Source organism: Gilvimarinus gilvus (assembly GCF_030518155.1).
GTDB classification, from domain to species: Bacteria; Pseudomonadota; Gammaproteobacteria; order Pseudomonadales; family Cellvibrionaceae; genus Gilvimarinus; species Gilvimarinus gilvus.
In genome coordinates, this window is sequence record NZ_JAULRU010000215.1 from 130,489 (window position 1) to 157,113 (window position 26,625).

Sequence of the window (26,625 nt, forward strand, 5' to 3'; positions counted from 1 at the left end):
GTTAGCGAATGCGGCGCCAGTGTTCACGCTCAACCACTTTGCCGTCTTCTTTACGCTCTGTATACCAGTCATCCCCTTCTAGCCGAAAACTAAAAACGTAGGTGGTACCTTCGGCAACATCGTAAGACAAAAGCTGCGGTATTTCGGTATATTGGTTCCCTACAATTTGATACTCACCTGTACTGGCCGCCCAAAATTCACCTTGCTTTTTTGACACGAACGCAAAGTCGGTGCCGTTTAGCATCTTGCGTGAACGAATGCCGTCAATGTCGTATTTAATCTCTTCGTCTTTGGTAATGACCCAACCGTCGACCAACTCCCACGTACCCGCTAACGTGTCAGGTGCGTCTTGTGCCGCCGACCAGGAAGAGAACAAAATAAATACAGTAAAAATAAACCAAGAAAAATGTAGCTTTGTCATAAATACTCCTAAGTAATATTCGGCTTGGCTTAAATAACAATCCGAATCCATTTCCGCGCAAAAGCGGTATTGTTAAGTTTGGAGTATCTCTATCAGGCAAAATAATTTTATTGTTTTACGGGCAAGTCCCGCTTTATAGCCGGGCCAATTCTGGCACAGAGGAAGGTAAGCCGCCACCAAGACTCGCAAGCTTTACATTTTATGACAGAGCCGGCTTGCGACTAGCGGAAAAAAACCGCCGGGGGTTAACCCGGCACAAGGGGGATGGGACATTAAAAAGTACTGATGTTACTGGCACCACTGGTGTGAATATCCGTACTCGGCGCGCCACCATAACGCAAGTTTGATGCACCCGATAAATTCACCTTAAGGTGGTCTGATGCGTTCAGCGTCATATTGGAAGCACCAGAGGCATGAACACTCACATCACTCGCCACAACATCTTTAGCCACGAAGTGACTGGCCCCGGACGCCTCAATGCGAAGCGACTGAGCGGTGCCCGTACCGTTAGCCTCAATACGCGAAGCGCCGGACAAGTGAGCTGACATCCGCTCAATAGCGACATCGCCCAGGGCAACATTAGAGGCTCCGGACAAGCCAATATGCAGCTCTTCAGCCTCTATAGACCCAATGTTAAATTCTGAGGCACCAGATGCTTTAACGCGCAACTCTTCGGCATTAATATCACCCGCTCGCACTTTGGTTGCACCGGATATCTCCATCGAAGCGAGATTCTCAAGCTCAGCGACAACGGTAACTTTGACACTGTCGCTGTGGCGCCAAAAATCCCAGAAGCCGCTATTGCGCTTAATAACAAACTTACTTCCGGAAACGCTTATATCGACTTTATCTTTGTCTTTCTCATCAAACTCGACAACGGCTTCATTGTTGTTCCCTTGCGTCAGCACAACCTCAACATCACCCGCAAAATACAGATCATCCACACCGTCTAAATCTACGGTTTGCGTCGAGGTAGCCGCGTGAATGCTCGTTGTTAAAAGCAATATTGCCGTAGCTGTCAGTCCCGTTAAGGTCTTCATAATCGTTCTCCATACTTACTCGTTACTGAGTATTTCGCTCTTATCAACTAGACGCGAGCTAGAGCCATAAAGTTGCAGTACAGAGATATTTATTCAGAAGGGATGAGGTCTGGGTTGGCAAGTTCAAAGATACGCACATCGGCGGCGTTCACAATCTCGAGATATTCTGACTTATGGCGATTAAATAAATCTCTCAACTCACCTTCTTCACGCAATTTAGCCAAACCCCACTTTAGGCGCTTGGCCAACTCTGGTTGATTTGCACTAACCACCAGATACACTGGCAATGGGTACTTAATAAGAAGATTGGGGACAACCGAAATCCCGCTGTATTTTTCCCCGTAACGCGCCATCGTTGGCTCGATTTCTTCGATACCCAAGGGCACATAATCAATACGCCCGGCCAACAGGTTGGGGAACAGATGAAAAAATTCAGAAAAACCTTCAACACTGAAATTATTTGCCTGATATATCCCGATCTCAGGCCAGCCACGACCTTGTCCTGCCACCAATTTGGCGAGTTCTTGGCGGCTAATATCTTGAAACTTTGCCAGGTGTTGAGTTTGAACCAGCAACTGGCGGGTACCCAACAGGCCAAATTGAATAGGCTCACGCACTACAATAACGCCCAGGGCATTCTCGCTGGCGGAAAAGGTGGTGGCTACAAAGTGAAAACGCTTGCCCTCGGCCAATACCCGTCGGCTGCGCACCGCGGGAAGGTGGGTCGTATCGGAGATTAGCTTATAGCCTCCGAATTTTTCCGTAGAGCGGCGCAAAGCCGCGTCCGCCACGGCCATTTGATACTCATTGCGCCCGGGGGTATCGGCGCCCATCCAAAAGATGTACTCGGGTACAGGCTGTGAATCGCTATTTTCAGCGTCAGCAAATGGCGCCCCAAAGCACACAAGCGGCAAAAGCCAAAATAGACGAGCGTACATTCAAATCCCCAACCCACAGCACTGTAGGATCTAAGTATGGTCAGTTTTTATCGCGAGTGCCAACCGATGCCTCCAAACCTAGATAAACCGGCGTAGCGAGCGCCAGGGGAAGTAGGTAAAACACACAGCGATAGGCAAACAGGCCACCTAATATTTGCGCTTTATCCAATTTGGCCGACAACAAAGCGACGAACACGGCCTCAAGCACACCAAGCCCACCGGGTATATGCGTAACGGCGCCGGCCACTGCGCTGACCAACAGCACTGCATACACTAATGCAAAGGATACTTCGCCCCAGAAAAATGTATAGATGACCGACGCCATCAATGTCCAGTGCAGGCACGCCAGCAGCAACTGAACCGCGGCCAAACGAACCGACGGTACGGTGACGTTTAATGACTTTATCCGATACTCATGCCCCTGCCGAAATACACACAAGCCAAGGTAAGCCAGCACCACAACCACAAAAACAACCCCCAGAGCCTGTAGCATCTGATCGGATATAGCCCAGTTGGCTGGCACATCAATCTGCCCGGAAGAAAAAAGAATGCCCGCTAACAATAAGTAGCCGAGCCAGTTAGTGGCAACACTAATGCCTATTATTTTAGTGACCTCACTGGCGCGAACATCAAAGCGAGAGTACAACCGATAGCGAAACGCGACGCCTCCGACAAGCGAGCTCAAATTGAGGTTAAACGCGTAGCTAAGTATAGAGACCAACCAGGTTTTGGCCGGATGCAGCTTTACACCGAGTAAATAGCGCCCTATTAAATCGTAACTGGCATAGGCGCTGAAGCAGCATAAAGCAAGTGCAGCGGCGATCACAAAAGTTACCGGTTCGTTGGAGCGAAACGCCTCAAGTACTTTACCCCACTCAATGGTCATTGCCTGCTTACCGATCAAGTAGGCCAGCAAGCCAAAGAACGCAAGTGTGAATAACTTTTTAAGAACTGGCCACGTATTTGAGTCGCGCACGCTGGAGGCTACATTTTGCAACGGCTGTACCACAGTTCTCGCTAACACACTCATTATTCAACCTCTGCTTTGCTGTCATACTCAGTGGATTTAACAACACGCTTGGCCCGTTTTGACTCCGGATATTGACGTTGTAGATCCGGGTCCTTAGTGCGGCCATTCGCCGTATCGTGATCCACTTTAAGCTCTCTAATCTTTGGCGTATGGGCCGGGAATAAACCCGACAGTGCAGGAAAGCGGCGCAAAGCATGGTAGGTTAAAAAGTCCTTCACCAACCAATACCATGGACGGTGTTTTACCCAACTTTTTTCTATTTTTACACTACGTTCAACTAAGTCATTGAGTTTATCCGATAGCTGCCTATTGAAGCTGGCACTGTCAACCAGAATATTTGCTTCTAAATTAAACGCTAAACTTAAGGGGTCGAGATTACTCGAACCAATAGTTGACCAGGTGTCATCTATAACGGCAATTTTTGCATGTAGGGGGCGCTCTCGAAATTCGTAGAGCTGAATGTCATTACGCAGAATAAGATCGTAAAGTGTGCGCGCAACGCTGAGCGAAAACGGAATATCCGGGTCACCCTGAATGACCAATCGCACATCTACCCCGCGTTTACGCGCCTTAATAAGGGCGCGAATAAATCGATACCCTGGAAAAAAGTACGCATTGGCTATCCACACTCTATCTTTTGCTTTGCCAATGGCTTGCAAATACGATTTTTCAATACTGCGGCGATTGCGCCGATTATCGCGCGATACAAAACTAACCCTATGACCATCTTCGACTTCAACTGGTGGCCAGATCTCTACACCTTCCAAATTTTTGTCACTGGCATCGCGCACATAACTTTTACACAGCTCGCGTATTGACGCTATAACAGGCCCTTGCAACTCCACCGAATAATCTTGTTTGCCTTCCGGCCCTGATGTCACCATATGCGTATTACAGTAATTAATACCACCGATCATGGCGTATTTACCGTCTATGCACGCGAGCTTGCGGTGTAAACGACGAAACAATTTGGGGCGGCCGTTATACCAGTGCGGTTGCGGATCATATATTTGAAACACAACGCCCGCCGCCGTAAGTTCGTCAATAAAATCGGAATCTAAATAGTGACTTCCCCAGCTGTCAACGGTAAGGCTTACCCAGGCACCGCGACGCAATGCCAACAAAATAGCTCGCTTTAGCGCACGGCCAATGCGGTCATTTTCCAAAATAAAGGTTTCGAGTAGCACCTCGTGCCGGGCATGTTTAATTCGACGAATTAATTGCGGGAAGAAGGCTTCACCATTTTCCATTAGGTGAAAGCTATTACCCTCGACATACGAACCCTGCCTTTTGTGATAGCCAAACATTGAAGTACCTATATTGTGATGCTCGCCAGAAGTGGCGTGTGATCCGACAGCTTATTCCAGGGAGTTTTGGGTAAAGTAATCGGGTGGTGCGTTTGCACCGAACGAACGTAGATTCGATCCAACCGCAGTAACGGAAAAAATGCGGGGAAAGTACGTGGCGGCGCGCCCAGGCCACTGACATACACTTCGGCCATATTTGATTTGCGCTCTAAGATCGCGTGCGAGCGTTGGCGCCAATCGTTAAAGTCACCGGCGACAATAACCGGCTCGTCGCGTGGGATTTTGTTCACCAGATCACTCAATTGCGCCAGTTGAATGCGCCGGTCATTCTCGCGCAGGCTCAAATGAACGCACACCGCATGCAGTCGCTTGCCGTGCGGCAAATTCATCTCGCAATGCAACAAGCCGCGCTCCTCGAGCTTGCCCACAGAAGCGTCGTAGTTTTCCCATTGCTCGATAGAGTACTTGCTCAACAACGCATTGCCATGATGCCCCTGCTGATACACCGCATTGCGGCCATAGGCAAAGCTTGGCCAGAGGGTATCGGCCAAAAATTCATATTGAGACTCACTGGGCCACACTGCGCTGTGGCGTTCTGCCCAGTGATCATGCTGACCGATAACTTCCTGTAAAAACACCAGGTCGGCCGACACTTCGCGAGCGGCATCGCGCAGCTCGTGCAGCACAAAGCGCTTGTTAAAGGTAGAAAAACCCTTGTGAATATTAACTGTCAGTACTTTTAGTTCCGTCACCTGATCGCCATTTTTGCAGCTTTTACAATACTGCCTGTAATTTTGGGGAAGGAAACGACTGTTTTGCTCAACAACCGCCCCTGCAACTTAGAATAGTGCAGAAACAGTGCCGGTTTTTACGAAAAAGGGAATCGGACGGGAAATGAATGTTTGTTAAAGGACAACAAGCGCGCTTTTAAACGGGTGCGCGCTCGCTCCACACACCGCCACCAATAGCCGCAGCGGTAAACAGTGCGCCGGTAGCGGTAGCGATGATCATCCAGGTTTCGGTACTTAAGCCAGTAACGACACCTGTCACTTGCGCCCATGGAAAAAAGGCCGCGACAACAGCGGTAGCCAAAGTGCCTGCCAACCAGTTCCAGGTTCTAATCCGCCGCTCGCTCAACTGAGTTTGCGGCAAACGCGCCATCACTGACTCGGTAAAGCCATCATCATCAAGGTACATTTCTTCGGCCAGTACATCGTCCAGCCATTGGTCAAATTTATCCGAACTCATTGGGTGTCTCCCCTTGCCACTCATGGAGAATCTCTTTCAGTTTAGCTTTTCCGCGCAGGATATGCGACTTGATCGTGCCGACGGGCAAATGCATTAAATTGGCCACCTCTTCGTTGCTGTGTCCCAGTTGGTAGGTAAGGTGTATGGCTTCGCGCTGATGGGCGCTGAGCTGTGCCATGGCCTGGCCCAGGTCGCGCTTAATCATTTCGCCGCTGCCAGGTGCTACGGTACTTGCGCCTGCCCGCTCGACCGCCTCACTGTCCACTTCAGGGAATTTTTTGCGCAGGTGGCTCACCAGTTGATTGCGGGCAATTTGGTACAGCCAGGTAAAGAACTGGGATTCACTCTTGAAGCCTGCCAACGCTTTATACGCCTTAATAAACGCCTCTTGGGCAATATCATCGGCCAACGCCTCATCGCCATTGCACATCTGGCGCAGCGCGACACGCAACCGGGACTGGTAGCGCCGAACGAGCTGGCTATAGGCGTGCTGATCTTGAGACTTAACAGTGCGCTCAATCAGGACGTGGTCACTGATATCCATTAGGGCGTATTACTCTGAATCCGTTACCTTTTCCTTCTCGCGCTTTACGCTCTCTTCCCAGAGCTTGTAATTGACCCCACCGATGGCGAGAGGAATCAGCGCAAGAGTTGCGATACTCAAACCGGCTATAAAGAACAGCGCTAGGAATATAGCGCCCCCAACCCATAGTAAGTACATACTGCGCTTATAGAGTTGGTCCGACTGATTGGCGCTGGTATAGCCCCCGGTAAACAGCGCCTCCGGTACTGGCTGGCCCGCTTCAATCAACTTATTTACCATCTCCATTTGCATCTGCTTACGTCTGTGCAGGCTGTTCATCAAAATGGCCAGGCACGCGATAGGTGTTCCAAACACCATGATGATGGCAATGATCGGCACTAGATCGAACATATTGGCTTCCTCTCGGATAGAACTTCTCTTAGCCTTAAGACGCGGTAACGCTCAAAACAGATGCACATCGCAGTCACAAAAAAGCCACCCGAAGGTGGCTTTAGTGCAAGGAGAACCGCGAAGGTTTAGCCTTTCATGTCCTCAAGCTCCATGCCTTTGGTCTCGTGCACCATAAAAATTACGAAGAACACGGACAGAGCGGCGAAGAAGGTATAAATGCCGTAGGCGGCTGATAAACCAATACCTGCCAGCATAATAGGGAAACTCCAGGTCACCAAGAAGTTAGCCAGCCACTGCGCCAAACCTGCAATCGCCAGACCCGAGCCGCGAATTTGATTGGGGAACATTTCGCCCAACATCACCCACATTACCGGCCCCCAGGACAGGTTGAACAAAAATACATAGATATTCGCCCCATACAAAGCCAACAAACCCGACTCCTGCGACAGATTCAGGTTACCCGCGGCATCCACCGGAGCTCCGGCAAACGCGTAAGCGACAATACCCAGGCTAATGGCCATACCGGCCGAGCCGAACCACAGCAGTGGTTTGCGGCCTATTTTGTCCACCAAAAAGAAGGTAATTAAACAGGCGGCAATGCTGATAGTGCCCGACAACACATTGGTCTGAAGCGCTTCACTCTCGGTAAAGCCAGCGGCTTCCCAAAGTACAGCGCCGTAGTAGAACACCACATTGATACCCACAAACTGCTGCAACACGGCCAGCCCAATACCCACCCAAACAATAGGGCGAACACGACCTTTGACCTTATCGTATAGGTCGGAGAAACGCGGACTGTGGTGATCAGAGGCTAATGAGTTGGCAATTTCGGTGTACTTAGCAATGCCGTCGACATCACCGTAAAGGCGAACCAGGACCGCTTTGGCTTTCTCTTCTTTACCGCGTGCCACCAAGAAACGGGGACTCTCTGGAATCACCAATAGAGCAAAGAAGAATATACCGGCGGGAATAAGCTCGACCCAGAACATCCAGCGCCAGGTTTCGTAACCGGCCCAAAACATTTCTGTAGAGCCACCTGCGGTTTCGGCGAGAAAGTAGTTGGAGAAGAACGACGCGGTAAGCCCCGAGATAATGGCAATTTGCTGCACTGAGGTCAGCATACCGCGATATTTGGCCAGCGCCACTTCACTAATGTAAGCGGGGGCCATAACAGACGCGGCGCCAACCGCCATCCCTCCCAAAATACGATAGAGCACAAACTCGGCGGTGGTAGTGGCAATACCAGAGCCCCAGGCCGAGACAATGAAAAATGCCGCTGCAACCACAAGCAGTGCTTTACGGCCGTACTTATCCGCTAGACGGCCTGCAAACAGCGCACCTGCCGCACAGCCAAGCAGCATAGAAGAAACACTAAAACCGGTACCGGCCGAGTCGGAATCAAAGGCGATTTGCAAACCTTTTACCGTACCGTTGATAACACCACTGTCGTAACCAAACAAAAACCCACCGATAGTGGCGATGCAACTGATAAAGACAATAAAAGCTGTACTGCCCTGATTTGGGCCCGATGTGTTGCTCATGGATTTTCCCTATTATTGATTATAGTTAAATCGTTGATAGCCGAGCAGACAGGCCATCGATTAGGCCTTGGGATCATATACGTAAAAAGGCCACGTAAACAAGCAACTGCGCATTTACGTGGCCAGCCGGACTATGGCTCTCCCGACATGAATTGGGCAGTTCCGTCTGTGCGGCTAAGGCCCTTATAGTCAATTATACCCTCAGATTGGTCGCATGAGTAGCGTTTTACAGCCCGAATACGAATCGACGCCCCAGCAGGAAGTTGGTCAGGGCCACTGTTGCCATGGAGGCACCCTTAGCCATTAGGGGTACTGCCGACAATGCCAGCACCAATTGCAGCACACCGCTGCCCAAGGCCAAACTAAGCAAGAAGATGGCAAGATACTTTTGTGCCGACTGACGGCACATCGAATGATGACAGCGAAAGGTAAAACTGTGGTGGAGAACAAACCCCAAGGCATAGCCCAGCACTAAGCCGGCCACATTGGCCCACTCATAGGCCACGCCCACCGCCACTAAGCTCACAAACAGCGCCAAATCCGCACTGCCGAGCACGGCACCGGTAATGGCAAAACGCGTAAGCTGTGGCCCCCACTGGCCCAAGGGATTTATCATTGCACCTAAGGATACAAACCAGGCGTGACAAATGAGTGACAACTGCACCATCAAGACCCTCGCTTTTATTGGCCTGCTGCTTTGTATGCGCTGTGCTCATAGCGAGGAACCCAGCGAGGCCTCGACTGGCGGCATAGCCCTTTTTACCACTGACGGCTGCAGCCGCTTTCCCGATGGCACCTGGGCCGATCAACAGTTGTGGCAAAATTGCTGTGTGCAACACGACTTCGCCTACTGGAAAGGGGGCAGTTACAGCGAACGCGCGGCAGCCGATCGCGAGTTAGAAGCCTGCGTGGCGCAGTTGGGTGAATCCGAAATTGGTTTGTTGATGTTTCTTGGCGTGCGGATCGGAGGAACACCCTTTGTGCCCACTGATTTCCGCTGGGGCTATGGATGGCAACAGTGGCGCGGCTACCAAGCGCTGAGCGAAGAAGAACACTCAGAAATTAATAAAGCCCTGCAGCAGATGGACCCACTGCTAAAAGCGAAGCTACCGAAGGGGTTAACACAACCCGAACACGCCAAGCTCGCGAGCCCCGAGCAGCCCATCACACAATAAAAAACGACCTCTGTATCGGCCAATAGAGGTCGTTTCAGTCAGCGGCCTACATTCATTGCTCCGCTTACTTAGGGCAGGCGCCGTATTCGTTATCGCCGGGCTTGCTGTCCATCACCATAAACACCAGCAAAACAATAAAGCCGATAACGGGTACAAATGCGATCAGCAGCCACCACCCCGTTCGACCGGTGTCGTGTAAGCGCCGCGCGGCCACCGCTATACCAGGAATAAGAACGGCCAACCCATAGACAAGGCCTAATAAGCCCCCGGTACCGACGACCCGATCAATCACGCCTAGTAAAATGGCAATAATTAAATTGATCAGCACAAACATCCAATATTCGGTACGTCGCGCTCGCCCGGTAAACTCTGCGTATTTCTTTAAGACTCCCAGGTACCAGTTCATACTGTCTCCTTGTCACCCCTAAAGATTTGGTAGCGGCTCCAGCGGGGCATAACTGCAGCTAAACGCCGAAGGTCTATAGTAGCGTTATCCGACCTACTCTGGTCAAGCAAAATAGCGTGCTACTTTGCGCTTAAGTATCGCTATCAACTCGCTGTCCATGTACTCGTAGTTATCTGGAATGTCCAACGATACAACCGACCGGGCTTTAATGGCCGAACCAAATTTATGTGCCAACTTCTTTTTGTGGGACTTTTCCATCACAAATATAAAATCGGCCCATTCAATATCTTCCCGACCCACGTGCACAACAGCATCATTGCTGATCCCTGCGGAATACACCTGCTAACCGTCGATGTCAGAAAATACGGCTTCGGCCGTGGGGCTGCGCAGTTGGTTTTTGCTGCATAGAAACAGAATGTTAGGCACTCGCATCTCCTACTACCGACACATACTTCAACACGCAACTTTTAGGCTACGGCAACAGACTCTGTGGCGGTGAAGCGCTAGCTATCGGCATAAAGTAAATATAGTCGTGATGCACCAGCTCACCACTAACCAAAGTACCCGCATTGGGCTGGTTATCGGGCCAGGGCTCAAATTGTTGCTCCTTACAAGGGCCCTGATAGCAATTCCATGCGGTGTACGCCTGCACCGAAGCCAGATAAATATTCAATACTCCCGAACCCACATACGCTCCGACCGGCACCGGCGCACCGGCACCAAAAGGCTGCTCTGCGGAGTGAGCATTGCCACTTAGGGCAATGAGCTGCGTGTTTTTTGCTAAGACTTTTATGGCCTGTCCCATTTGCCGCTCACGAACACTCTGAGACGATTCGAATTTATTATAATCATCATGTTGATAGTGTATTGATAAGGCATAATCCTTAGTCAATACTTGCAATTTTTTTACTAATTCAAACATCGCTTGAGAGTGCCGACCATCGGTGCCAGACCACGCAAAACCCAGCAAGCTTTGCGCAGAGCTATCCAGCTCCAAAGACACCGTAACCCGTTCCGGGTGTTGGTCACTGAGTGCCGCCGTAACCAACTCATAAACAAGCTCTGGAACTTCCCGCGTGCCGTGTATTTCACCAAGGTAAATGTCGCGACCGTCCTGCACAAGCTTATGCAGCGGCGCTGTTAAGTTGGTAACCTCGGCGTAAACAGCACTGGAAAGAAGAAAAGCAAGTACAAACATCCATATTTTTTTCATTGGCATTCCATTAAATTAGGTGGGAATTCGCGAAGAAGCCTTCATAGACTCGACGAAGCTATTCAGCCCACGCTGTAACAATTCCTTAGGCTGTTTATCCCTTAGTATCCCATTGGAGTCCAGCTCACTACCCAGCAGCGGTATTGCAACGGAGGCCTCCTCAACGATACTGCCCGACATGGTGGTAAGTACTTCGCGCAAGGATGCTTGTGCATGAGTCGCTCTGGGGGATGTATTAATCAGCATAATAGGCATGCCCGGGAACTCCACCCCACTGACCAACCAGTCAAGGGCGTTTTTCATCGGGCCACTGATGCCATGGGCGTACTCCGGGCTGGCAATAATGAGTCCCGAAGCCTCCGCTAGCTGAGCTTTTAAAATATCAACAGAAGCGATACCGCTATCTTCTAAATCGGGATTGAATAGGGGCAAGCTACCCACGTCGCCTAACGTGATTGAAACATTGGCAGCGGCAAGTTCACGTATAGCTTCAAGTGCACAGGTGTTATACGACTGCCGCCGCAAACTGCCGGACAACGCCAGAACCTTCAACACGGCTTACAATTTCTCGCGGTACATGGACACCACTTTATCGACCGCAGGCCGGATCATAATAGAGCCGTTTACATCAACTACAGGCAAATTGTATCTTCGGACCTTTATTCCTGAAGCCTTCATTCGACTGTGCAACTTATCGGCAACCTGAGAGTTATCGACGCTGTAATATTGATAGTATGTACCGGCTTGGCGAAGCTCCTTGAGAGTTTTTTGCGTCCAGCCACAACTATCGCGACCGTAAACAGCCACGTATGAATAATCCATCAGCGGCTCAACGGTGTTACCGGGGCCGAAACGCTCCCAGCCTTTGTAACCTGCGAAGACAATCAGTGCCAAGATTATTAGATTCTTCATTGCTAACTCCTTTTATTAATACCATCCTAGCCGCCCGACATTCTAGTTCAAACTACTCAACACACACAATAAGGCGACGCCGAGCAATCCAATCCAGCCGGGGTGTTTCGCTTGGGTCGCCAACAGAACCAAAACTCCAGAGGCCGCCATAGCGACAGCAATTGTGGGGATTAGATGTGTTCTTTCAATACTTCCGGTTATCGCTAGCACCAAAAGCATGTACCCCACCATCCAGCCGAAAATACTCGATATATGCCAGGTAGCCCAAAGAATTCTAATGTGTTTTTCCCGGAAGGGCTTAGGGGCAAGTGTTGGAACAATCGAATTTATTCTGAGCTTTTTAAAAATAAGCCATTCCCCTAACAAGGAATGCACAAATCCAACTGTTACGCTGAGAATACCAGCAATCAATACCAATATATCCACGATTCAATTCCTTTTAGCCAGCGTCGTCACCTAGTGAACAAATTTTCCTGTCCGCAAAAAATTCTTAGCTTGCTGAATTACATTAGCGTTTCTCATTAAAAAGGGGTGCGATACAGGAACCACAATATGATCCACCATGCCATCGACTTTGGTCCGCGCAACGGACACCTTACCATCATCCGGATTGGGTAGCATAAGCGATAACAATAGATTAATCGTAGAGCTGCCGGCAATCACACCAACCTCATAAGTTACTGGCCCCAGAGAATTTGGCACACTAGAGCTCTCAGTACCCAACTGACTACCTGCTGGTCCGTTGATAAGAGCAAAGCCCGGTATATTTTTGAGATTATCGACAACTTCGCTACCCTTATTAGGCGGCCCCAACATCACCACACGCCCTAGATTTTCGATAGAATTTTCGGCTAGATACTTTCTCACCACAATTCCGCCCAACGAATGGGTCACAAAGTGGACGCGTGTATAATTACCACACAGCTGCAAGGCTTTAGGAATATGATCGCGGGATATTTCTTCAATCGTAAGCTCGGTAGAGGGGTAGCCATAGTTTACGACGGCGTAACGATCCTTAACCAATGCATCTTCCATTTTGCTCATCGAACGCTCGGTTCGCGCCATGCCGTGTAAAAGCACGACGCAGTCATCGGCCCAAACAGGAGAGTAAAATGACAGAAAATAGATGACTAAAACGGACGGGAAAACACCTATGCGCGAACGCGCGTGAAGCAATATGCCTCGCTTAGACATCAACTTGGCTTATGATTTGAATTTATTGACGAACACTTCATACTTGCCTATTTGAACCTACGACATTTCGTCAAGTCGCTTATTGGCGCGAATCCCCAGAACCATACCTGCGACGCCAAAACCAAAGCCCATAGCACCAAACAAAAACCCCAGCATAGAAAATGAATCCATAATTGTCGTCTCTATTACGCTATGACCAGAAAAATATCCTTAGTACCAAAATGAAAAATACAATCGGATCACGTTTGCATCAAAGTTATACATAGGCTCTTCGCCGACAACGGCATCTTCAGCCAGCACGTTGCGGAAATTTTCGTAGTCAAACTGAAAATTGTCCCAGTACAAGTTAACGGTACTTTTATCGAACACCCACAGCCATTGCTCCGGCACATAGTAGGTGACACCTAAACCAATAGTATCGGAGGTGTATTCACTAAGCTCTTTATCACGGGCAAGAAAGTTTTGCGCATCGCGGTAGGGGAATAAATCCGAGTAGAAATCGGCCTGAGTTTGCTCGTAACTGCGATACTTCAATTCAAACAACCAGCGCTCACCCCAGGGGTGGGTATAACGCAGCTCCCAGTTGCTAGCCTCAATGCCCCAGCTGTCTTCGTACAAACGGTAATCGGCACGCAGGCTGGCACGATAGGGCAAATAATAAATTGCCCGCAATGCCGCTGCGTCGGAATTGCGGGTCTCCGGGTACAGTTCTTTTTGATAACTGTAGCCCTGCGCGGCATTGGGGTCCAGGTAGCGAACTTGCCGATAGGGATTGTTCAAAAAGCCTTCATCCACAGCGGATTCAAAATTAAACGCCGCGATCAGTGATTTGGTCAGAATCTGGGTGAGGTTTAGCTGGTAACGGCGACGAGCGACATCCTCTTCGAATTCCGTATTGCCGTTTTGACCCACCGTGTCTTCCCCGTAGCTCATGCCAAGAGTCAGCGTGGTGAGATCGCCAAAAAAACTCTGGCTTATGTTGATGCTACCGGTTTGCGCACTGTAGTCATTCTCTTCACTGCTGGTGTAACCGGCGCGAATAATGGTGCGGTCATTTAAATATTCCGCGCCTATTGAGTACTCGGTGCGCTCCTCGGTGTATTCGCTGGCGGTGGCCAACACATCAATCGATGCACTGGAAACCATATCCACATAGTAGTTGGCAGACACCGCAACGCTGTTGCCAATATTTTTGCGAATTAAAACGGATGGCCCGTCAATGGTGGCTCCGCCGCCATCGTAACTGTGGTACATCACATCCAAGCGGTCGGGCGCCAGCACTTCTGCCTGAACAATCAATGGCAGCAATAGGGCAAAGGCAAGCAGTAGTCTTTTAGTTGCAGCCACAGCCACCTCCGCTGGCACCATCGGCGCCGCGCGCTGCTTCACGCGCCTCGTACACATGGTGTAGATAACCGTTGGCAATGGGGTCGCGGTCAAAACTCATTACCTCGTCGGCCAAATGCGCGCGCTCATAGGGTTTTACCCAAGGCGAACACGCCGACAACAATAAAGGCATTGCGAGCAATAACATACCGCGACTCAAGTATTTCATTCGGCAAGCAGCTCCCGCACCTCGGAGCGATACTTTTCTTCGTAGCCTTTGGGTAAACCGCGATGCTTGTAACGAACGTTGCCGTCGCGATCAATCAAAATGGTGGTGGGCATCGCATCAATCCCATAGGCCTGACTGGCTTTGCTTTCAGGGTCAAACACAATCGGGAAGGTTACGCCTAAATCTTTAGCCATAGCTGCGGCCGCTTCACTGTCCTCTTCTACATTAACGCCCCACAGTACAAATCCGGCCGCGCCATAACGTTGGTGTATTTCTTCCAACACTGGCATTTCTTTGCGACACGGTGCACACCAGGTCGCCCAGAAATTCAGCATAACCACATTGCCGCGCTGTTCTTCCAGACGCAGGTTTTCGCCGCCGTTGCTCTTGAGCGTAAAGTCGGGTGCAATATCTTTGGCGCAGGCACTGGTGGCCGAAAAAACGCCGCATATCAGCACCAAAGACAATAGTTGTTTAATCATGCTTACTCCTATAATGAGTATTTAAACAGGTCATTCTGACCGGTTTGAATGTCGCCTAACGCCGATGGCGGTACATCCCTGCTCCGCACCAGTAACCCGGCACATTAGATCACTGGGTTACTAAAAATATACAGAAAGGCCCATGCGTCCTTCAAAATTGTTGGTGTTGCGGGTCTCACCGAACAGCTCGTGGCTGAACATATGATCGCGCATACCAATATCCAGCGCGAACCAATCAGTCATATAAAATTTATAACCCGCGCCAAAGGTATAGGTCGCATAGCGGTTGCCGGCAAATTCGGTATTGCCGCCGCCAGCGGTAATATAAAAGTGCGTATTAAACGCGGTGTTGGAGCCAATAAATACCTGACCCGGAAATAACTTGTAACCAATCGATAGAGCGTAATAGGTAAATTCGCGCTCCTCATCGTTTAACAATTCAACGGCGCCGCTGAGCAGTTCATAGCTGGTTTTATTGGCTTCGCTGATCCCGTAAATTGCCTCAACAAAAAAGTCTTCGGTGATATGGTAGGCAATGTTGGCCCCGGTGACGGCGTTACTGCCGAAATCCTCAATGCCGAGCACGCCACCATACACGCCGATTTCGAAATTTTCCGAATCGAGCATATCTTCGCTAATGGCGCGACGCTCTATGTCGGTGCCAACAATCGGCTCCAGCGGATCATCATCCTGCGCGCTCACCATGAGCGGCACAAGGCAACAACCTGTTAAAAGAAAACGTTGAATCCAACTCGCCATTCGTTAACCTCATCGTTGTTCTCACGGGTGGTGAGCAGGTAATGATTGGTGTAGTCCAATCTTAAAAAGAATCGACGCGACAAATACACGTACGCACCCACACTTGCCTGCAGTACCGAGTCTTCGCGATCTTCGGTGTCCACCAAGGTGGCGCTGGGGTGAATTTTTATGCTGCCGGCTCCCATACCCAAATAGGGCGATACCCACCAATCCGGAAAGGGCTGATGGGTAATACCGCCGGCGATAATTTCACTGTCGGAAAAACGACCGGCCTGCTGGGCGTAGCGCGCCTCTATGGTTAAGTTACGGGTAAAACGATAACCCAGTGTCAGGGTAGTAGAGTCGGCCCCGCCGAAACCGCCGAAGCCCGCCCCCAATTCAAAACTGCCGTCCACTGCATCGGCGCGGGAACTATCGGCAAAGTCCGGGGTGGTACCGGTGGCATCGATTGTTGCCAACATGGCGTCGCGTTTTATCCAGCCCTCGGTGCCTTTGTCGGTCAGCACTTTAATCCACTGGGTGCGGCTTTTTAGCAGCGTAATACGCTCGCCTTTTTCCAGCGCATGGAATATTGGATAACCGCGACCGGGGCCCGAGTAAACATCTATGTAGGCCGTATCGACCGTAACCACCAGAGGCTCATCGTCGCCAAACCAGCCCGCGTTAACCGGCAGTGCTAGCACGGTGCTGAAGGCCAGCACCAGAGCTGATAATGTTTTGCCAGTTTTTGTCATTAATCGGGTACGTCAAAGGGGTCGTTGTAATACTGAGCACCGATGTCCAACCACTCGGAAATCAGCTTTTGCTCGCTGGCGTTGAGCAGGCCGCGGTGATCAAAGGTAGCATCTTCCTGATCAAACTGGTTCATGCGATTGAAAAAACGGCCACTGAAGATGGCGCCGGCCGGGGTCATTAAGCGTCCCACCGGTACGCGAACCAAAATCGGAATAGGGTTACCCTCGGCGTCCAATATCAGCTCACCTTCCTCGTCGCGCTCAAATTCTCCGCTTTCAATCAACACATCCTGTAGAACTCCCTCAACCACTTCCTGTTCAAAATGCGTTGCCAGCAACTTGCGGTACGAGGTGATGTGGGGGCTGTTATTCTCAGTTGCGGTTAAGTCTAACTGGCCCGCCGGAACCTGCACAAGGCCATCCACGTCCACCGTGTTATGACAGCTGGTGCAAGTATTGTCCGCAAGGATAGCGCCGGCGTCATCTAACACAACTCTTGGCTTTTCCCACAGCGGCTGAATATGTTCCGGGTAATGAATCACCGTGCGGCACTCGGCACTCCAGCTTTGCTGACACAACTCGCTGGCCGGTAGTTTGGTCGGGTCCGGTGTGTCGTAAATAGCGGCGTAGCGATAGCTGAAAGATTCATCTTTGGCGCGCACGGCGGGGTCGGTCCAGTCATCGGTATATTCAATATCCACCGAGGGCGTGCGAATACCGGCTATGCGGGCATACACCTCGGCCATGGTTTCACCCATGTCGGCGAACAACGCGGGCTCGGTATTGGGGAAGGGTACACCAGTAGTGGTAGCGCCGGTGTTAAGCTTCTGCGGCCCCGCGTTAGTACGGCCGTGTGGTATTGGCGAGCCATCCTGGTGGCAGCCCTGACACTCAAAGGTCTCGCCCGGACGTACCTGCAACCAGTGCTCGTGCCGGTCGGATATACGCTGCCCATTGGCGTCTACAATGGAGACTGTAAAAGCGACATCGGCCGGCACCAATGTTTTAACCGAGCCGTCTGGTTCAATGGGCACATAACCCAGAATCTCTTTAAAGCGCTGACCGCCGCTAAAGCCAAAGGCGCTACCGGGAAAGTCGAGAATATCATCGGGCGGCAGCGACACCGCTTTTAGCAAACGCAAGAATCTGGCCGGGCGCTCGGCGGCGGTGAACTGAGCCGGATCACGCAAATTGTTGTAGCCGGCGTTGCTGCTATCCTCACCGTCCATATCGTAGACACTGCTGATATGCAGCACCCCAACGCCTTCTTCGGCAAGATCCGGGTCCACGTCAGGTGCGAGATACTCCACCGGCGCGCGCGGCTCCAGGGTGACTAAATCAGTGTAGTAGACATCCTCTTTGGGCACAATCACCGGCTGCTGCAGGTTGTCATCGAGGTTATATAGCCACAAGCCATACACCGGCGGTGCTGGCTCCAACGGCTCTTCCAGAGCGAGGTTAGCCTCGGTACAGGGCACATAGCGCTCCTCGCTGCCATCCACCTCCGGGTTGGCCGGTTCAATCAGGCGGCACTGACTCCAACTCACCAGCAGGCGATTGGTACCGTCATACAGCGGCGCCAGCGCTGAAAACTCACCGTGGCGAGAGACACTGCCGTCGATCATTACCGGCAGCACAGTCAGGGTATCGAGCGCGGCAGCATCCGCTTCGGTGTCGTCTTCACTGACTGACGCGATCGAGCGATTGCTCTCGACATAGTCAGTGTGGTTTATCGCCACCAAATCGCCACCAAGCAAACTTTCGCGCGGCTTGTAAATGCCCACCAAACGGCCATCGGGCATTAATTCCGGGTTAAACAACCAGGGGGTTTCCTCGCCCAGCAGAGTATAAAAACCGTAGTGACGGCGCAGGTCGGTGCCGTCGGGGCGAGCGGTGTAGTAGCTAATGCGGTTGTTGTTGTAATTGTCAGAGCGGGTAAACAGCAGGCGCCCATCGGCCAACAGTAGCGGCTCCCACTCGTGGCTCTGGTTGTAAGAGAGCTGGTGAATATCAGAGCCGTCGTCGTTCATGGAGTGCAGCACAAAGGCCGGACCGTCACCACTTTCGCTTTCGGCGGCGTACTGAGCTTTGTCGTCATCCAGCAAAATAGCGCGGCTGCGTATTTGCCGGGTGGAGGAAAATACTATGCGGCCGTCGGGCAGGTAGCGCGGGTTAATATCGTCGGCCTGTTCGGCCACAATATCCGAGCTTATAACCCGACGCAGCTCGCCCAACTCAAGGTTGTACTCCCAAATATTCCAATTGGGCTGATCGTCTTCGTCGACATCTTCGAGCTCGGGGGCACGCATGGCGAACAGCAAGCGGTCGCCATCGGGGTGGGCACTTAAATCTTTGACATCGTATTCGCCGCCCGCGAACGCCTCGTCACTGATGTTTATGGTGAGGGCATCATCGGTGGCGCGCTCTTTCAAAAACAATTGCGCGCCGGGGTTAAAGTCACTGCGCCGAAACGGCTCGGGGGGGAGTAATTCGCCGGCCTCATCGCGCGGCAAGGCGCGCTCAATGTAGGCGATGGGTAAGTCGACCACCACCGGATCGGGCTCCTGGCCACCACCTGACAAACCGCCACCACCGCCGCCACCGCAAGCGGCCAAACCCAGCGCAGTCGCCAGTGCCAATGGCAGGGCGCGCCAACGCAATTGTCGACTGGGAGTTGTCATCTGGCTCTGCATATCCGGCCTACCCCTGGCATTGGCGAAAGTGTATTGTTATTGACGCTAGCCGCTATTCTATCCGCATGAAGGGCTAAACCTGCGCCTAATTAATGGTTTTGTGAAGGGGTAGACACCCGTTAGTGGCCTGAACACTCAGGTTTAGCCTGCGCAACCGCCTATAATGTGGCCAATCACAATCATTATTCTATAAACCGTGGAGCCAGGGGAATGTCCCTCACGCCTATTATTATCAAACGGGCTTTATGTGCCGGGCTGTTGCTTTGCAGTGTACAAGCTCTGGCAGGTGCTCGCGAGCAGGCCATGCAAATTCACTCGCGGGTGGCCGGTGTTCCCCCCTCGCAAGCCGTGCTGCTGGCAATGACCGATCACATTAACAATAACGATGTGGCCGCGGCCGTGCGCATGGCCATGGAAAACGACGGCTTTTACCGAGCCACGTTAAAAGCCATGGCCACCCCCTGGACCAATCGCGACTTCAGCCCGTTTGCCCCGCTCAACGACTACACCGCCACCGTTATGGGACTGGTGCGAGATGAGCGCGACTTTCGCACCTTGCTCTATGGCGATGTGCTCTACACCGGCGCCGGCAACCTCGGCCTGCCGCCTTACAGCCTAAATAACAATGAACACTATCAGGCGCTGGAAGCGGCCGACGTCGAATTGATTGATGCACTTACCGAGCAGCCGCAATCGACGTTAACTGGGCTGCCCAGTGCCGCCACCGCCGGGGTTATGACCAGCCGCGCCGGGGCAAAGGCCTTTTACTACGCCGGCACCAACCGTGCCATGTTCCGCTTTACCCTGCTCAACCACTTGTGCCGGGACTTAGAACAGGTGCACGACACCACCCGCACCCCCGACCGTATTCGCCAGGATGTGAGCCGCTCCCCGGGCGGTGACAGCCGCGTGTTTCTCAACAATTGCGTGGGCTGCCACTCGGGCATGGACCCTATGGCGCAGGCCTTTGCCTACTACGACTACGAATACGACATGGAAACCGACCCGGACGCCGAGTTTGGCGCTCTGAATTATAACGGCGAAGGCGAAACCGACCCGGCCACCGGCACCCGCGTTGAGGCCAAGTACCATATTAATGCGGGCACCTTTGCCCCGGGCTACATCACCGAAAACGACCAGTGGGACAACTACTGGCGCGCCGGCCCCAACGCCATTCTCGAGTGGGACCCAACCCTCGCCGGCGAAGGCGCGGGTGCTAAAAGCCTAGGTATGGAACTGGCCCACTCCGGCGCCTTTGCCAGTTGTCAGGTAGAGAAGGTCTTTACCAAAGTCTGCCTGCGCCAACCCGGCAACAGCGCCGACCGCGCACTGGTAGAAACGGCCACCAGTAACTTCGCCAGCAGCGGCTACAACCTGAAACAGGTGTTTATCGACACCGCCGACTACTGCAAGGGCCAATAGAGATGGACACCATGGCGGTGCTTAAACAGCACATCAGTAAATACTCACTCACAGCGATCGCGCTGGCAGTATTGGCCGGCTGCGGTTCCGACAGCGGCGAACCCACCACCAACAACGTCAACCCGGACACCGGTAATGGCGGTAACTCGGGTGCTGAGTACGACGGCCCGGCACCGCAAACCGACGATATTCAGCTGTTTAAATTGCATGTGTGGGACAACCTGGCCGTGCCCGAGCGCTGTGGCGACTGCCACGGCACCAGTGGCCAGCAACCGAGCTTTGTGCGCAATGACGACATTAACGAAGCCTACCGCGTCGCCGAGCCGCTCATCGATTTAGGCACACCGCAACTGTCCACCTTAGTGAGTAAGGTCGGTGGTGGCCACAACTGCTGGCTCGACAGTGCCACCGCCTGCGCCGATATTATTGAAGGCTATATCACCAGCTGGGCCAGCAGCGTGGGCACCCTCACCAATGAAATTGTCCTGTTGCCGCCCGAAGACAAAGAAGTGGCCGACAGCAAAAACTTCACCGCAGACCCGGGCGCCTTTAGCTCAACGGTATACCCCTTACTGGCGCAATACTGCAGCGCCTGCCACGCCGAAGACGCACCGCTGCAACAGCAGCCCTATCTCGGCAGTGACGATATTCAGGTCTCCTATGAGGCGGCGCGCAGTCGCATTCGGCTGGATGCCCCCGACAACTCCCGTTTGGTGCAGCGCCTGGCACTGGAAAGCCACAACTGCTGGAGCGGCAGCTGCGCCAGTGACGCGGCCAGCATGACCCAAGCCATTGAAGACTTTGTCGCCAGCTTGCCCGTCACCGAGGTGGACCCCAATCTGGCTATCAGTAAAGCGCTGCAATTGGGCGACGGCATTATCGCCAGCTCGGGCGGGCGGGTAGAGAGCGATGTAATCGCCAAGTACGAGTTCAAAGCCGGTGAGGGCAGCATCGCCTACGACACCAGTGGTGTGGAACCGGCGGCGGACCTCACCATTAATGGCAACGTGGAGTGGATGTCGAGCTGGGGCCTGCGCATCAACGATGGCAAGGCTCAGGCGTCTACCGCCACCAGCCGCAAACTTTTCGACCTGATCACCTCCACCGGTGAATACACCATTGAAACCTGGGTCATTCCCGACAACGTCACTCAGGAAGAGGCCCACATTGTCGGCTACTCCGGCAGCACCCAGGTGCGCAACTTCACTTTGGGCCAAACCCTCTACAACTACGATTTCTTTCACCGCAGCTCCACCACCGATGGCAACGGCATGCCCGCGCTGTCCACGGCGGACGCCGACGAGCGTCTGCAAGCGAGCTTGCAACACGCGGTGATCACCTTCGACCCGGTCAACGGGCGGCGCATTTACGTCAACGGTGAATACACCGGCGATGTCGACGAGGTGGAGTCCGGCAATCTCAACGAGTGGGACTCCAGCTACGCACTGGTGGTGGGCAACGAAGTCTCCTCCGACCGTTTGTGGATGGGCAGCCTGCGCTTTTTGGCGATTCACAACCGCGCTCTCAGCGCCGAGGCGGTGGCTGCTAACTACGAAGTGGGCGTGGGCCAAAAATACTTCCTGCTGTTTAACATCAGCGAACTGATTGGCCTGAGTCAGGCCTACCTAGTATTTCAGGTGCAACAGTTTGACGATTACAGCTACCTGTTTAGCGAGCCCTTCTTTGCCAACCTGGGCGATGAGGCCATCCCCACCGTACCGGTGGAAGGCATACGCATCGGCATTAACGGCCGCGAGGCCATCGTCGGGCAAGTGTTCGCGGCACTCGACACCGAAATAAACGCCGCCAACTATGTCGAGGGCAAGCAAGACTTATCCCGCCAGGGCGCGGTGATTGGCCTGGAGCAGGGCGCCGAGCTGGACACCTTCTTTCTCACCTTCGACCGCTTGGGCGAGCACGAATATGTGCGGGTAGAGGCCGAGCCACCGGCGCCGCAGCCGGCGGCAGATATTGACGACCAACCGTTAATTGGCATTAAAACCTTCGCCGAGATTGACGCGTCACTGGCCGCCATGACGGGCGTACCGCGCTCCACCGCGAGCGTGGCCAGCACCTATCAAAAAGTAGAACAGCAGCTGCCGGTTATCAGCCAAATGGACGGCTTCCTCGCCGCCCAGCAAATGGGCATTACCCAACTGGCGGTGTCTTACTGCAGTGCGCTGGTGGATGACAGCAGCCTGCGCGCAGACTTCTTCCCGGGCTTTAATTTCGCCGCAACTGCCGGCAGCGCCTTTGATGTGGGCGATCGCAATCAAGTCATTGAGCCGTTGCTCTCGGCCATGGTAGCGGGCGAGGTGAGCGGCAGCGCGCTTGCCAGCCAGCCCAATCCGGACACCATTCGCACCGAGCTCAACAGCCTGATAGACACCATGACCGCCTGCGGTGGCAGCTGCGATACAAATCGCACCGCCACCACCGTCAAAGCCACCTGCGCCGCCGCCCTCGGCAGCGCGATTATGTTGGTGCATTAGAACTTGGAGCTTTTAACGTCGAATATTTAACAACCATGTTGGGTTTGCGGAGGTTTTGTCCGATTGCAGATGAGCCGAATGGAGGGCTCTTTTAGGGGGTAAGCAAACAGGAAGTTTGCGCAAGTATCGTCAGGCCAAGGACAAGGTGAATGCTGTGAAGCAGCAGAGAAGGTGCCCTGGGGCACGGTGCGTCTTTGCGGCCCTCTAAAATTTGTCGGAACGAGGGGTGAGGCCTAGCGCTTGCAAAGCGCTGCTTTGCGCGTAGCCGAACGACGGCAAGCTGCGCTTGCTGGCCGGACGCTTAGCGACCAAAGGGGCCAGTTGTTGGGCACAGTTTTGACGTGAAGGGATTCACTAATGTCGCGTGCGCACGGACAAGGTGAATGCCGAAGGCAGAGAAGGCAGCCTGGGCTGTGCGCAGGAGCGACGCGGTTACTTTTTTCGAAAAAAGTAACTCGCCTTCGAGGCGAAAAATATACAAAACAAGCAACAAACCGGTCAGCAGGGCTGAGAAAAACATGAAACACAAACAAAGCAAACTTAACAAACAGCCCCAGCTGAACCAACGCACTCTGGCTCAGGAGCCAACCCATGCCTAAACACAAACAACCCCTGCACCCGGACGCGCCGCTCAAGCTCAACGATCACGCCCGGCCCATTACCCGGCGCGATATGATTTGTCAGGGTTTTCAAAAAGGTGCCGCCACGGTGATGGGCGCCTCTGCGTTTAGTTTGTTTACCAACCCGCGTCAGGCGGAGGCGGCGCTGTCGTCCGATCTCGCCGCTATGCGCAACGCCTGCGGCATTGCCACACAGGGCGCGGGTAAAATTCCGTTTATCTGTTTCGATTTGGCCGGCGGCGCCAATATTGCCGGCTCTAACGTGCTGGTGGGCGGCGCTGGCGGGCAGATGGATTTTCTCTCCACGGCCGGTTACAGCAAGCAGGGCCTGCCCGGTGACATGACACCGCAAAGCGGGCAAGGCAACTTTATTAATCAGGATTTGGGCCTCGCCTTTCACTCTGACAGCCAAATGCTGCGCGGTATTTTGGAGCGCATCGGCGCCGATCGTGCCGCCAACATTAACGGCGCGGTGATTCCCGCCCGCTCAGAGAACGACACCGGCAACAACCCGCACAACCCCATGTACGGCATTAACCGCGTCGGCGCGGACGGCTCGCTGCTATCGCTGATTGGCTCGCGCTCCAGTGACTCCGGCGGCAACTCGATGGCACCGGCGATGTTAATGAACCCGGAAGTGCGGCCCACCAAAGTGGACCGGCCCAGTGACGTGTCGGGCTTAGTGGATGTGGGCGATCTGGTGGGCCTGCTTGAGCAGAGCGACACAGTCGCGGTCATGGAATCCATGTATCGCATCAGCAACGCTAAGTTGGGCGCGGTTAATACCGGCAGCGTGCGCGACACGGTGCTGAAAGATTTAATGCGCTGCGGTTATGTAAAAAGTGCGGATCTGGCCGATCGCTTTGGCGACCCCTCGGCCATCGACCCCATTGCCGACCCGGACATTGTCGGCCCCGCGGGTATTTTCAGCTTCGAGGAGTTCGACGGCGACAGTGAGTTTCGCAAGGCCGCCTCGGTGATGAAGTTGGTCATGAACGGCTATGCCGGTGCCGGTACCATTACCATGGGCGGTTACGATTACCACACCGGGGATCGCTCCACCGGCGAGCTGCGCGACCTGCGCGCCGGGCGCTGCATCGGCGCCTGTTTAGAGTACGCGGCGCGCATCGGCGTGCCAGTGATGATTTATGTGTTCTCCGACGGCTCGGTGTTCTCTAACGGTATGTTGGACAATTCCGTCGAAGGGCGCGGCAAAGGTGTATGGACCGGTGACAATCAACAAACCGCCGCTTCCTACTTTTTGGTGTACAACCCCACCGGCCGCCCCGGTATTGTCGGCGGCACCATGGAAGAGCAAGCGCTGCATCAACAGCTGGGCTATATGCGCCAGAGCGGCGATGTGGAAACGGCATCGAGCCCAGCGGCCAACAATGTGAACTTGCTGGTGGAGACCTTGGTGCTGAATTATATGGCACTGCACAACGAGCAGCATTTGTTCCCCACGCTGTTTCCTCAGCATGGGTTGGGGACGGCGGCGTTGATGGATCGGCTGACGGCGATGAATCCGATTGTGGATGGGGGGATTGGGAATCCGGTTTAGGTTTTTGCCTGCGGCGGCTTGGCGTCTTTGACGCTTGGGGTTCGCCTTTTGGCGGTGGGGTTTTGTAGCACTAAGCGAGCTCTGTGTTAAAACGATAATTTTATATTTCTTTTTTGTTTTTGCCCTCTGTCGCCGGGCGGGGCGAATAACTTCTTTTTACGTGAAAAGAAGTCATCAAGAAACACGCCCCGGAGATCCCGCCCCTGTGGGGTGCCCTCGCTCCAGTCTATTTTAGGGGCCGTCTCGACAGGGCGTCCATGCCCTGGCGATACTTGCGCAAACGTCCTGTTTGCTTACCTCCTAAAATAGACTTCCGCTCGGCTGGATCTAAGGGGTTTAGAAACCCGGTGCTTCGTAGTATAGTTAAGATCCAGTTTGAAATAAGTAAACTGTCCTCGGAATTCTCAGCACGCCTTAAGTAGACGATCAGAAGAAATTCGAAAAAATAGTTTCTAGAGAAAATATTCAGCTGCCTATACCCAATAGCAGCTCAATATTTTTGGAATTATTTTCATGTTTTTCTTGAAAATGCTTATAAGCATCAAATCCTGCTTGGATATACTCTAACGAAAATGCCCCTTTTGATTTCAAGGTGTCAACCATTATAGGGGTTCTATACGTCATTTTTTTTGTTTCATACCCAACTTCTTCTTCAGTGCTACCATATTTTTCATACATATCCTCAAGGTGCTTCTTAAAATATTCCTGATGCGGAAATTTATAACCTTCATGATGACGGACTGCCCAATGAACTAAATCACTATAATTTGCATCAAAGCTATCCATAGTGGCAGATAACCTGTCAGGCCCGAATGGCACTTACTTAAGCCTAAGCAATTGAAATACTTATAAAAAGATCGGCTCAATGGTAGGCTGTAAATCGCCAAACTTACCACCTAACCAAAGAGCCGATCCATATGCATGCTATCCAGTCTTGCCGACACTATC

General features: G+C 52.7%; 29 protein-coding genes. 4 read left to right on the forward strand and 25 right to left on the reverse strand.

Translation table 11 applies throughout. The annotated features are described in order from the left end of the window. Position 1: 1 nt before the first annotated feature. The 11 genes from QWI17_RS02285 to QWI17_RS02335 all read right to left on the reverse strand — a co-directional run bounded on the left by QWI17_RS02285 (position 2) and on the right by QWI17_RS02335 (position 9,075). A complete protein-coding gene (locus QWI17_RS02285) occupies positions 2-421 on the reverse strand; it encodes a hypothetical protein (protein ID WP_302720872.1) in 420 nt (139 codons plus the stop codon). A gap of 272 nt (positions 422-693) precedes the next feature. Beyond that, positions 694-1,461: a GIN domain-containing protein gene (locus QWI17_RS02290; RefSeq protein WP_302720873.1), complete on the reverse strand. Its 768-nt coding sequence runs from the start codon at positions 1,459-1,461 to the stop codon at positions 694-696. Between the two features lie 89 nt (positions 1,462-1,550). Further along, on the reverse strand, positions 1,551-2,399 hold the full coding sequence (locus QWI17_RS02295; RefSeq protein WP_302720874.1) for a transporter substrate-binding domain-containing protein: 849 nt from the start codon (positions 2,397-2,399) through the stop codon (positions 1,551-1,553). A 40-nt stretch (positions 2,400-2,439) separates the two neighbouring features. Beyond that, positions 2,440-3,429: a lysylphosphatidylglycerol synthase domain-containing protein gene (locus QWI17_RS02300; protein WP_302720875.1), complete on the reverse strand. Its 990-nt coding sequence runs from the start codon at positions 3,427-3,429 to the stop codon at positions 2,440-2,442. Continuing rightward, entirely contained in the window at positions 3,429-4,736 is a 1,308-nt protein-coding gene (clsB, locus tag QWI17_RS02305; protein ID WP_302720876.1) for a cardiolipin synthase ClsB, read from the reverse strand. Before clsB ends, QWI17_RS02300 begins: the two co-directional genes overlap by 1 nt. Positions 4,737-4,744: 8 nt before the next feature. Next, entirely contained in the window at positions 4,745-5,488 is a 744-nt protein-coding gene (locus tag QWI17_RS02310; RefSeq protein WP_302720877.1) for an endonuclease/exonuclease/phosphatase family protein, read from the reverse strand. Positions 5,489-5,663: 175 nt separating this feature from the next. Further along, positions 5,664-5,984: a DUF5056 domain-containing protein gene (locus QWI17_RS02315; protein WP_302720878.1), complete on the reverse strand. Its 321-nt coding sequence runs from the start codon at positions 5,982-5,984 to the stop codon at positions 5,664-5,666. Then, entirely contained in the window at positions 5,971-6,528 is a 558-nt protein-coding gene (locus tag QWI17_RS02320; RefSeq protein WP_302720879.1) for an RNA polymerase sigma factor, read from the reverse strand. Before QWI17_RS02320 ends, QWI17_RS02315 begins: the two co-directional genes overlap by 14 nt. A 9-nt stretch (positions 6,529-6,537) precedes the next feature. Beyond that, positions 6,538-6,918, reverse strand: coding sequence for a DUF6249 domain-containing protein (locus tag QWI17_RS02325; RefSeq protein ID WP_302720880.1), 381 nt, complete (start codon positions 6,916-6,918; stop codon positions 6,538-6,540). 125 nt (positions 6,919-7,043) lie between these two features. Beyond that, positions 7,044-8,459 (reverse strand): sugar porter family MFS transporter, encoded by a 1,416-nt coding sequence (locus QWI17_RS02330; RefSeq protein ID WP_302720881.1) that lies wholly within the window; start codon positions 8,457-8,459, stop codon positions 7,044-7,046. 226 nt (positions 8,460-8,685) lie between these two features. After that, positions 8,686-9,075 carry a GtrA family protein gene (locus QWI17_RS02335; protein WP_302720882.1) on the reverse strand — a complete coding sequence of 130 codons (390 nt, stop codon included), beginning with the start codon at positions 9,073-9,075 and terminating at the stop codon, positions 8,686-8,688. Positions 9,076-9,106: 31 nt separating this feature from the next. On the opposite strand from QWI17_RS02335, the gene QWI17_RS02340 reads away from it, so the two are divergent. Next, positions 9,107-9,634, forward strand: coding sequence for an FAD-binding oxidoreductase (locus QWI17_RS02340; RefSeq protein WP_302720883.1), 528 nt, complete (start codon positions 9,107-9,109; stop codon positions 9,632-9,634). Between the two features lie 64 nt (positions 9,635-9,698). Here QWI17_RS02340 and QWI17_RS02345 read toward each other — a convergent pair whose 3' ends face one another. The 13 genes from QWI17_RS02345 to QWI17_RS02405 all read right to left on the reverse strand — a co-directional run bounded on the left by QWI17_RS02345 (position 9,699) and on the right by QWI17_RS02405 (position 19,570). Next, on the reverse strand, positions 9,699-10,040 hold the full coding sequence (locus tag QWI17_RS02345; protein ID WP_302720884.1) for a DUF805 domain-containing protein: 342 nt from the start codon (positions 10,038-10,040) through the stop codon (positions 9,699-9,701). Positions 10,041-10,142: 102 nt separating this feature from the next. Continuing rightward, on the reverse strand, positions 10,143-10,379 hold the full coding sequence (locus QWI17_RS02350) for a hypothetical protein (protein ID WP_302720885.1): 237 nt from the start codon (positions 10,377-10,379) through the stop codon (positions 10,143-10,145). A 133-nt stretch (positions 10,380-10,512) separates the two neighbouring features. Next, on the reverse strand, positions 10,513-11,253 hold the full coding sequence (locus QWI17_RS02355) for a hypothetical protein (protein ID WP_302720886.1): 741 nt from the start codon (positions 11,251-11,253) through the stop codon (positions 10,513-10,515). Positions 11,254-11,268: 15 nt separating this feature from the next. Further along, positions 11,269-11,808, reverse strand: a complete 540-nt coding sequence (locus tag QWI17_RS02360; RefSeq protein ID WP_302720887.1) for an NADPH-dependent FMN reductase — start codon at positions 11,806-11,808, stop codon at positions 11,269-11,271. 3 nt (positions 11,809-11,811) lie between these two features. Next, positions 11,812-12,165: a thioredoxin domain-containing protein gene (locus tag QWI17_RS02365; protein ID WP_302720888.1), complete on the reverse strand. Its 354-nt coding sequence runs from the start codon at positions 12,163-12,165 to the stop codon at positions 11,812-11,814. A 42-nt stretch (positions 12,166-12,207) separates the two neighbouring features. Next, on the reverse strand, positions 12,208-12,591 hold the full coding sequence (locus QWI17_RS02370; protein ID WP_302720889.1) for a hypothetical protein: 384 nt from the start codon (positions 12,589-12,591) through the stop codon (positions 12,208-12,210). A 30-nt stretch (positions 12,592-12,621) separates the two neighbouring features. Beyond that, positions 12,622-13,359 carry an esterase/lipase family protein gene (locus tag QWI17_RS02375; RefSeq protein ID WP_302720890.1) on the reverse strand — a complete coding sequence of 246 codons (738 nt, stop codon included), beginning with the start codon at positions 13,357-13,359 and terminating at the stop codon, positions 12,622-12,624. A 210-nt stretch (positions 13,360-13,569) separates the two neighbouring features. Then, positions 13,570-14,706 (reverse strand): DUF3570 domain-containing protein, encoded by a 1,137-nt coding sequence (locus QWI17_RS02380; protein WP_302720891.1) that lies wholly within the window; start codon positions 14,704-14,706, stop codon positions 13,570-13,572. After that, positions 14,693-14,914, reverse strand: a complete 222-nt coding sequence (locus QWI17_RS02385) for a DUF4266 domain-containing protein (protein ID WP_302720892.1) — start codon at positions 14,912-14,914, stop codon at positions 14,693-14,695. The genes QWI17_RS02380 and QWI17_RS02385 overlap by 14 nt, the downstream gene beginning before the upstream one ends. After that, positions 14,911-15,396, reverse strand: coding sequence for a TlpA family protein disulfide reductase (locus QWI17_RS02390; protein WP_302720893.1), 486 nt, complete (start codon positions 15,394-15,396; stop codon positions 14,911-14,913). Before QWI17_RS02390 ends, QWI17_RS02385 begins: the two co-directional genes overlap by 4 nt. 120 nt (positions 15,397-15,516) lie before the next feature. Continuing rightward, positions 15,517-16,155 carry an outer membrane beta-barrel domain-containing protein gene (locus tag QWI17_RS02395; RefSeq protein WP_302720894.1) on the reverse strand — a complete coding sequence of 213 codons (639 nt, stop codon included), beginning with the start codon at positions 16,153-16,155 and terminating at the stop codon, positions 15,517-15,519. After that, positions 16,125-16,889, reverse strand: coding sequence for an outer membrane beta-barrel protein (locus QWI17_RS02400; protein WP_302720895.1), 765 nt, complete (start codon positions 16,887-16,889; stop codon positions 16,125-16,127). The genes QWI17_RS02395 and QWI17_RS02400 overlap by 31 nt, the downstream gene beginning before the upstream one ends. Then, the gene (locus QWI17_RS02405; RefSeq protein ID WP_302720896.1) at positions 16,889-19,570 is read right to left on the reverse strand and encodes an HzsA-related protein; all 2,682 of its coding nucleotides are present in this window, start codon (positions 19,568-19,570) and stop codon (positions 16,889-16,891) included. The genes QWI17_RS02400 and QWI17_RS02405 overlap by 1 nt, the downstream gene beginning before the upstream one ends. Positions 19,571-19,792: 222 nt before the next feature. Between QWI17_RS02405 and QWI17_RS02410 the strand changes: the two genes are divergently transcribed. The 3 genes from QWI17_RS02410 to QWI17_RS02420 all read left to right on the forward strand — a co-directional run bounded on the left by QWI17_RS02410 (position 19,793) and on the right by QWI17_RS02420 (position 25,677). Continuing rightward, entirely contained in the window at positions 19,793-21,004 is a 1,212-nt protein-coding gene (locus QWI17_RS02410; protein ID WP_302720897.1) for a hypothetical protein, read from the forward strand. Positions 21,005-21,015: 11 nt separating this feature from the next. Further along, on the forward strand, positions 21,016-23,496 hold the full coding sequence (locus tag QWI17_RS02415; protein ID WP_302720898.1) for a LamG domain-containing protein: 2,481 nt from the start codon (positions 21,016-21,018) through the stop codon (positions 23,494-23,496). Between the two features lie 591 nt (positions 23,497-24,087). Beyond that, positions 24,088-25,677, forward strand: a complete 1,590-nt coding sequence (locus QWI17_RS02420; RefSeq protein WP_302720899.1) for a general secretion pathway protein GspF — start codon at positions 24,088-24,090, stop codon at positions 25,675-25,677. 465 nt (positions 25,678-26,142) lie between these two features. Here the strand turns inward: QWI17_RS02420 and QWI17_RS02425 are convergent, their stop codons facing one another. Further along, positions 26,143-26,496 (reverse strand): hypothetical protein, encoded by a 354-nt coding sequence (locus tag QWI17_RS02425; RefSeq protein ID WP_441294577.1) that lies wholly within the window; start codon positions 26,494-26,496, stop codon positions 26,143-26,145. Positions 26,497-26,625: the final 129 nt, after the last annotated feature.

Excerpts from the sequence above, each read along its gene's own strand:
- QWI17_RS02285 (WP_302720872.1), bottom strand. The coding sequence starts at position 421 with ATGACAAAGCTACATTTTTCTTGGTTTATTTTTACTGTATTTATTTTG.
- QWI17_RS02290 (WP_302720873.1), bottom strand. The coding sequence starts at position 1,461 with ATGAAGACCTTAACGGGACTGACAGCTACGGCAATATTGCTTTTAACA.
- QWI17_RS02295 (WP_302720874.1), bottom strand. The coding sequence starts at position 2,399 with ATGTACGCTCGTCTATTTTGGCTTTTGCCGCTTGTGTGCTTTGGGGCG.
- QWI17_RS02300 (WP_302720875.1), bottom strand. The coding sequence starts at position 3,429 with ATGAGTGTGTTAGCGAGAACTGTGGTACAGCCGTTGCAAAATGTAGCC.
- clsB (WP_302720876.1), bottom strand. The coding sequence starts at position 4,736 with ATGTTTGGCTATCACAAAAGGCAGGGTTCGTATGTCGAGGGTAATAGC.
- QWI17_RS02315 (WP_302720878.1), bottom strand. The coding sequence starts at position 5,984 with ATGAGTTCGGATAAATTTGACCAATGGCTGGACGATGTACTGGCCGAA.
- QWI17_RS02320 (WP_302720879.1), bottom strand. The coding sequence starts at position 6,528 with ATGGATATCAGTGACCACGTCCTGATTGAGCGCACTGTTAAGTCTCAA.
- QWI17_RS02325 (WP_302720880.1), bottom strand. The coding sequence starts at position 6,918 with ATGTTCGATCTAGTGCCGATCATTGCCATCATCATGGTGTTTGGAACA.
- QWI17_RS02330 (WP_302720881.1), bottom strand. The coding sequence starts at position 8,459 with ATGAGCAACACATCGGGCCCAAATCAGGGCAGTACAGCTTTTATTGTC.
- QWI17_RS02335 (WP_302720882.1), bottom strand. The coding sequence starts at position 9,075 with ATGATAAATCCCTTGGGCCAGTGGGGGCCACAGCTTACGCGTTTTGCC.
- QWI17_RS02340 (WP_302720883.1), top strand. The coding sequence starts at position 9,107 with ATGAGTGACAACTGCACCATCAAGACCCTCGCTTTTATTGGCCTGCTG.
- QWI17_RS02345 (WP_302720884.1), bottom strand. The coding sequence starts at position 10,040 with ATGAACTGGTACCTGGGAGTCTTAAAGAAATACGCAGAGTTTACCGGG.
- QWI17_RS02355 (WP_302720886.1), bottom strand. The coding sequence starts at position 11,253 with ATGAAAAAAATATGGATGTTTGTACTTGCTTTTCTTCTTTCCAGTGCT.
- QWI17_RS02365 (WP_302720888.1), bottom strand. The coding sequence starts at position 12,165 with ATGAAGAATCTAATAATCTTGGCACTGATTGTCTTCGCAGGTTACAAA.
- QWI17_RS02375 (WP_302720890.1), bottom strand. The coding sequence starts at position 13,359 with ATGTCTAAGCGAGGCATATTGCTTCACGCGCGTTCGCGCATAGGTGTT.
- QWI17_RS02385 (WP_302720892.1), bottom strand. The coding sequence starts at position 14,914 with ATGAAATACTTGAGTCGCGGTATGTTATTGCTCGCAATGCCTTTATTG.
- QWI17_RS02390 (WP_302720893.1), bottom strand. The coding sequence starts at position 15,396 with ATGATTAAACAACTATTGTCTTTGGTGCTGATATGCGGCGTTTTTTCG.
- QWI17_RS02395 (WP_302720894.1), bottom strand. The coding sequence starts at position 16,155 with ATGGCGAGTTGGATTCAACGTTTTCTTTTAACAGGTTGTTGCCTTGTG.
- QWI17_RS02400 (WP_302720895.1), bottom strand. The coding sequence starts at position 16,889 with ATGACAAAAACTGGCAAAACATTATCAGCTCTGGTGCTGGCCTTCAGC.
- QWI17_RS02405 (WP_302720896.1), bottom strand. The coding sequence starts at position 19,570 with ATGACAACTCCCAGTCGACAATTGCGTTGGCGCGCCCTGCCATTGGCA.
- QWI17_RS02410 (WP_302720897.1), top strand. The coding sequence starts at position 19,793 with ATGTCCCTCACGCCTATTATTATCAAACGGGCTTTATGTGCCGGGCTG.
- QWI17_RS02415 (WP_302720898.1), top strand. The coding sequence starts at position 21,016 with ATGGCGGTGCTTAAACAGCACATCAGTAAATACTCACTCACAGCGATC.
- QWI17_RS02420 (WP_302720899.1), top strand. The coding sequence starts at position 24,088 with ATGCCTAAACACAAACAACCCCTGCACCCGGACGCGCCGCTCAAGCTC.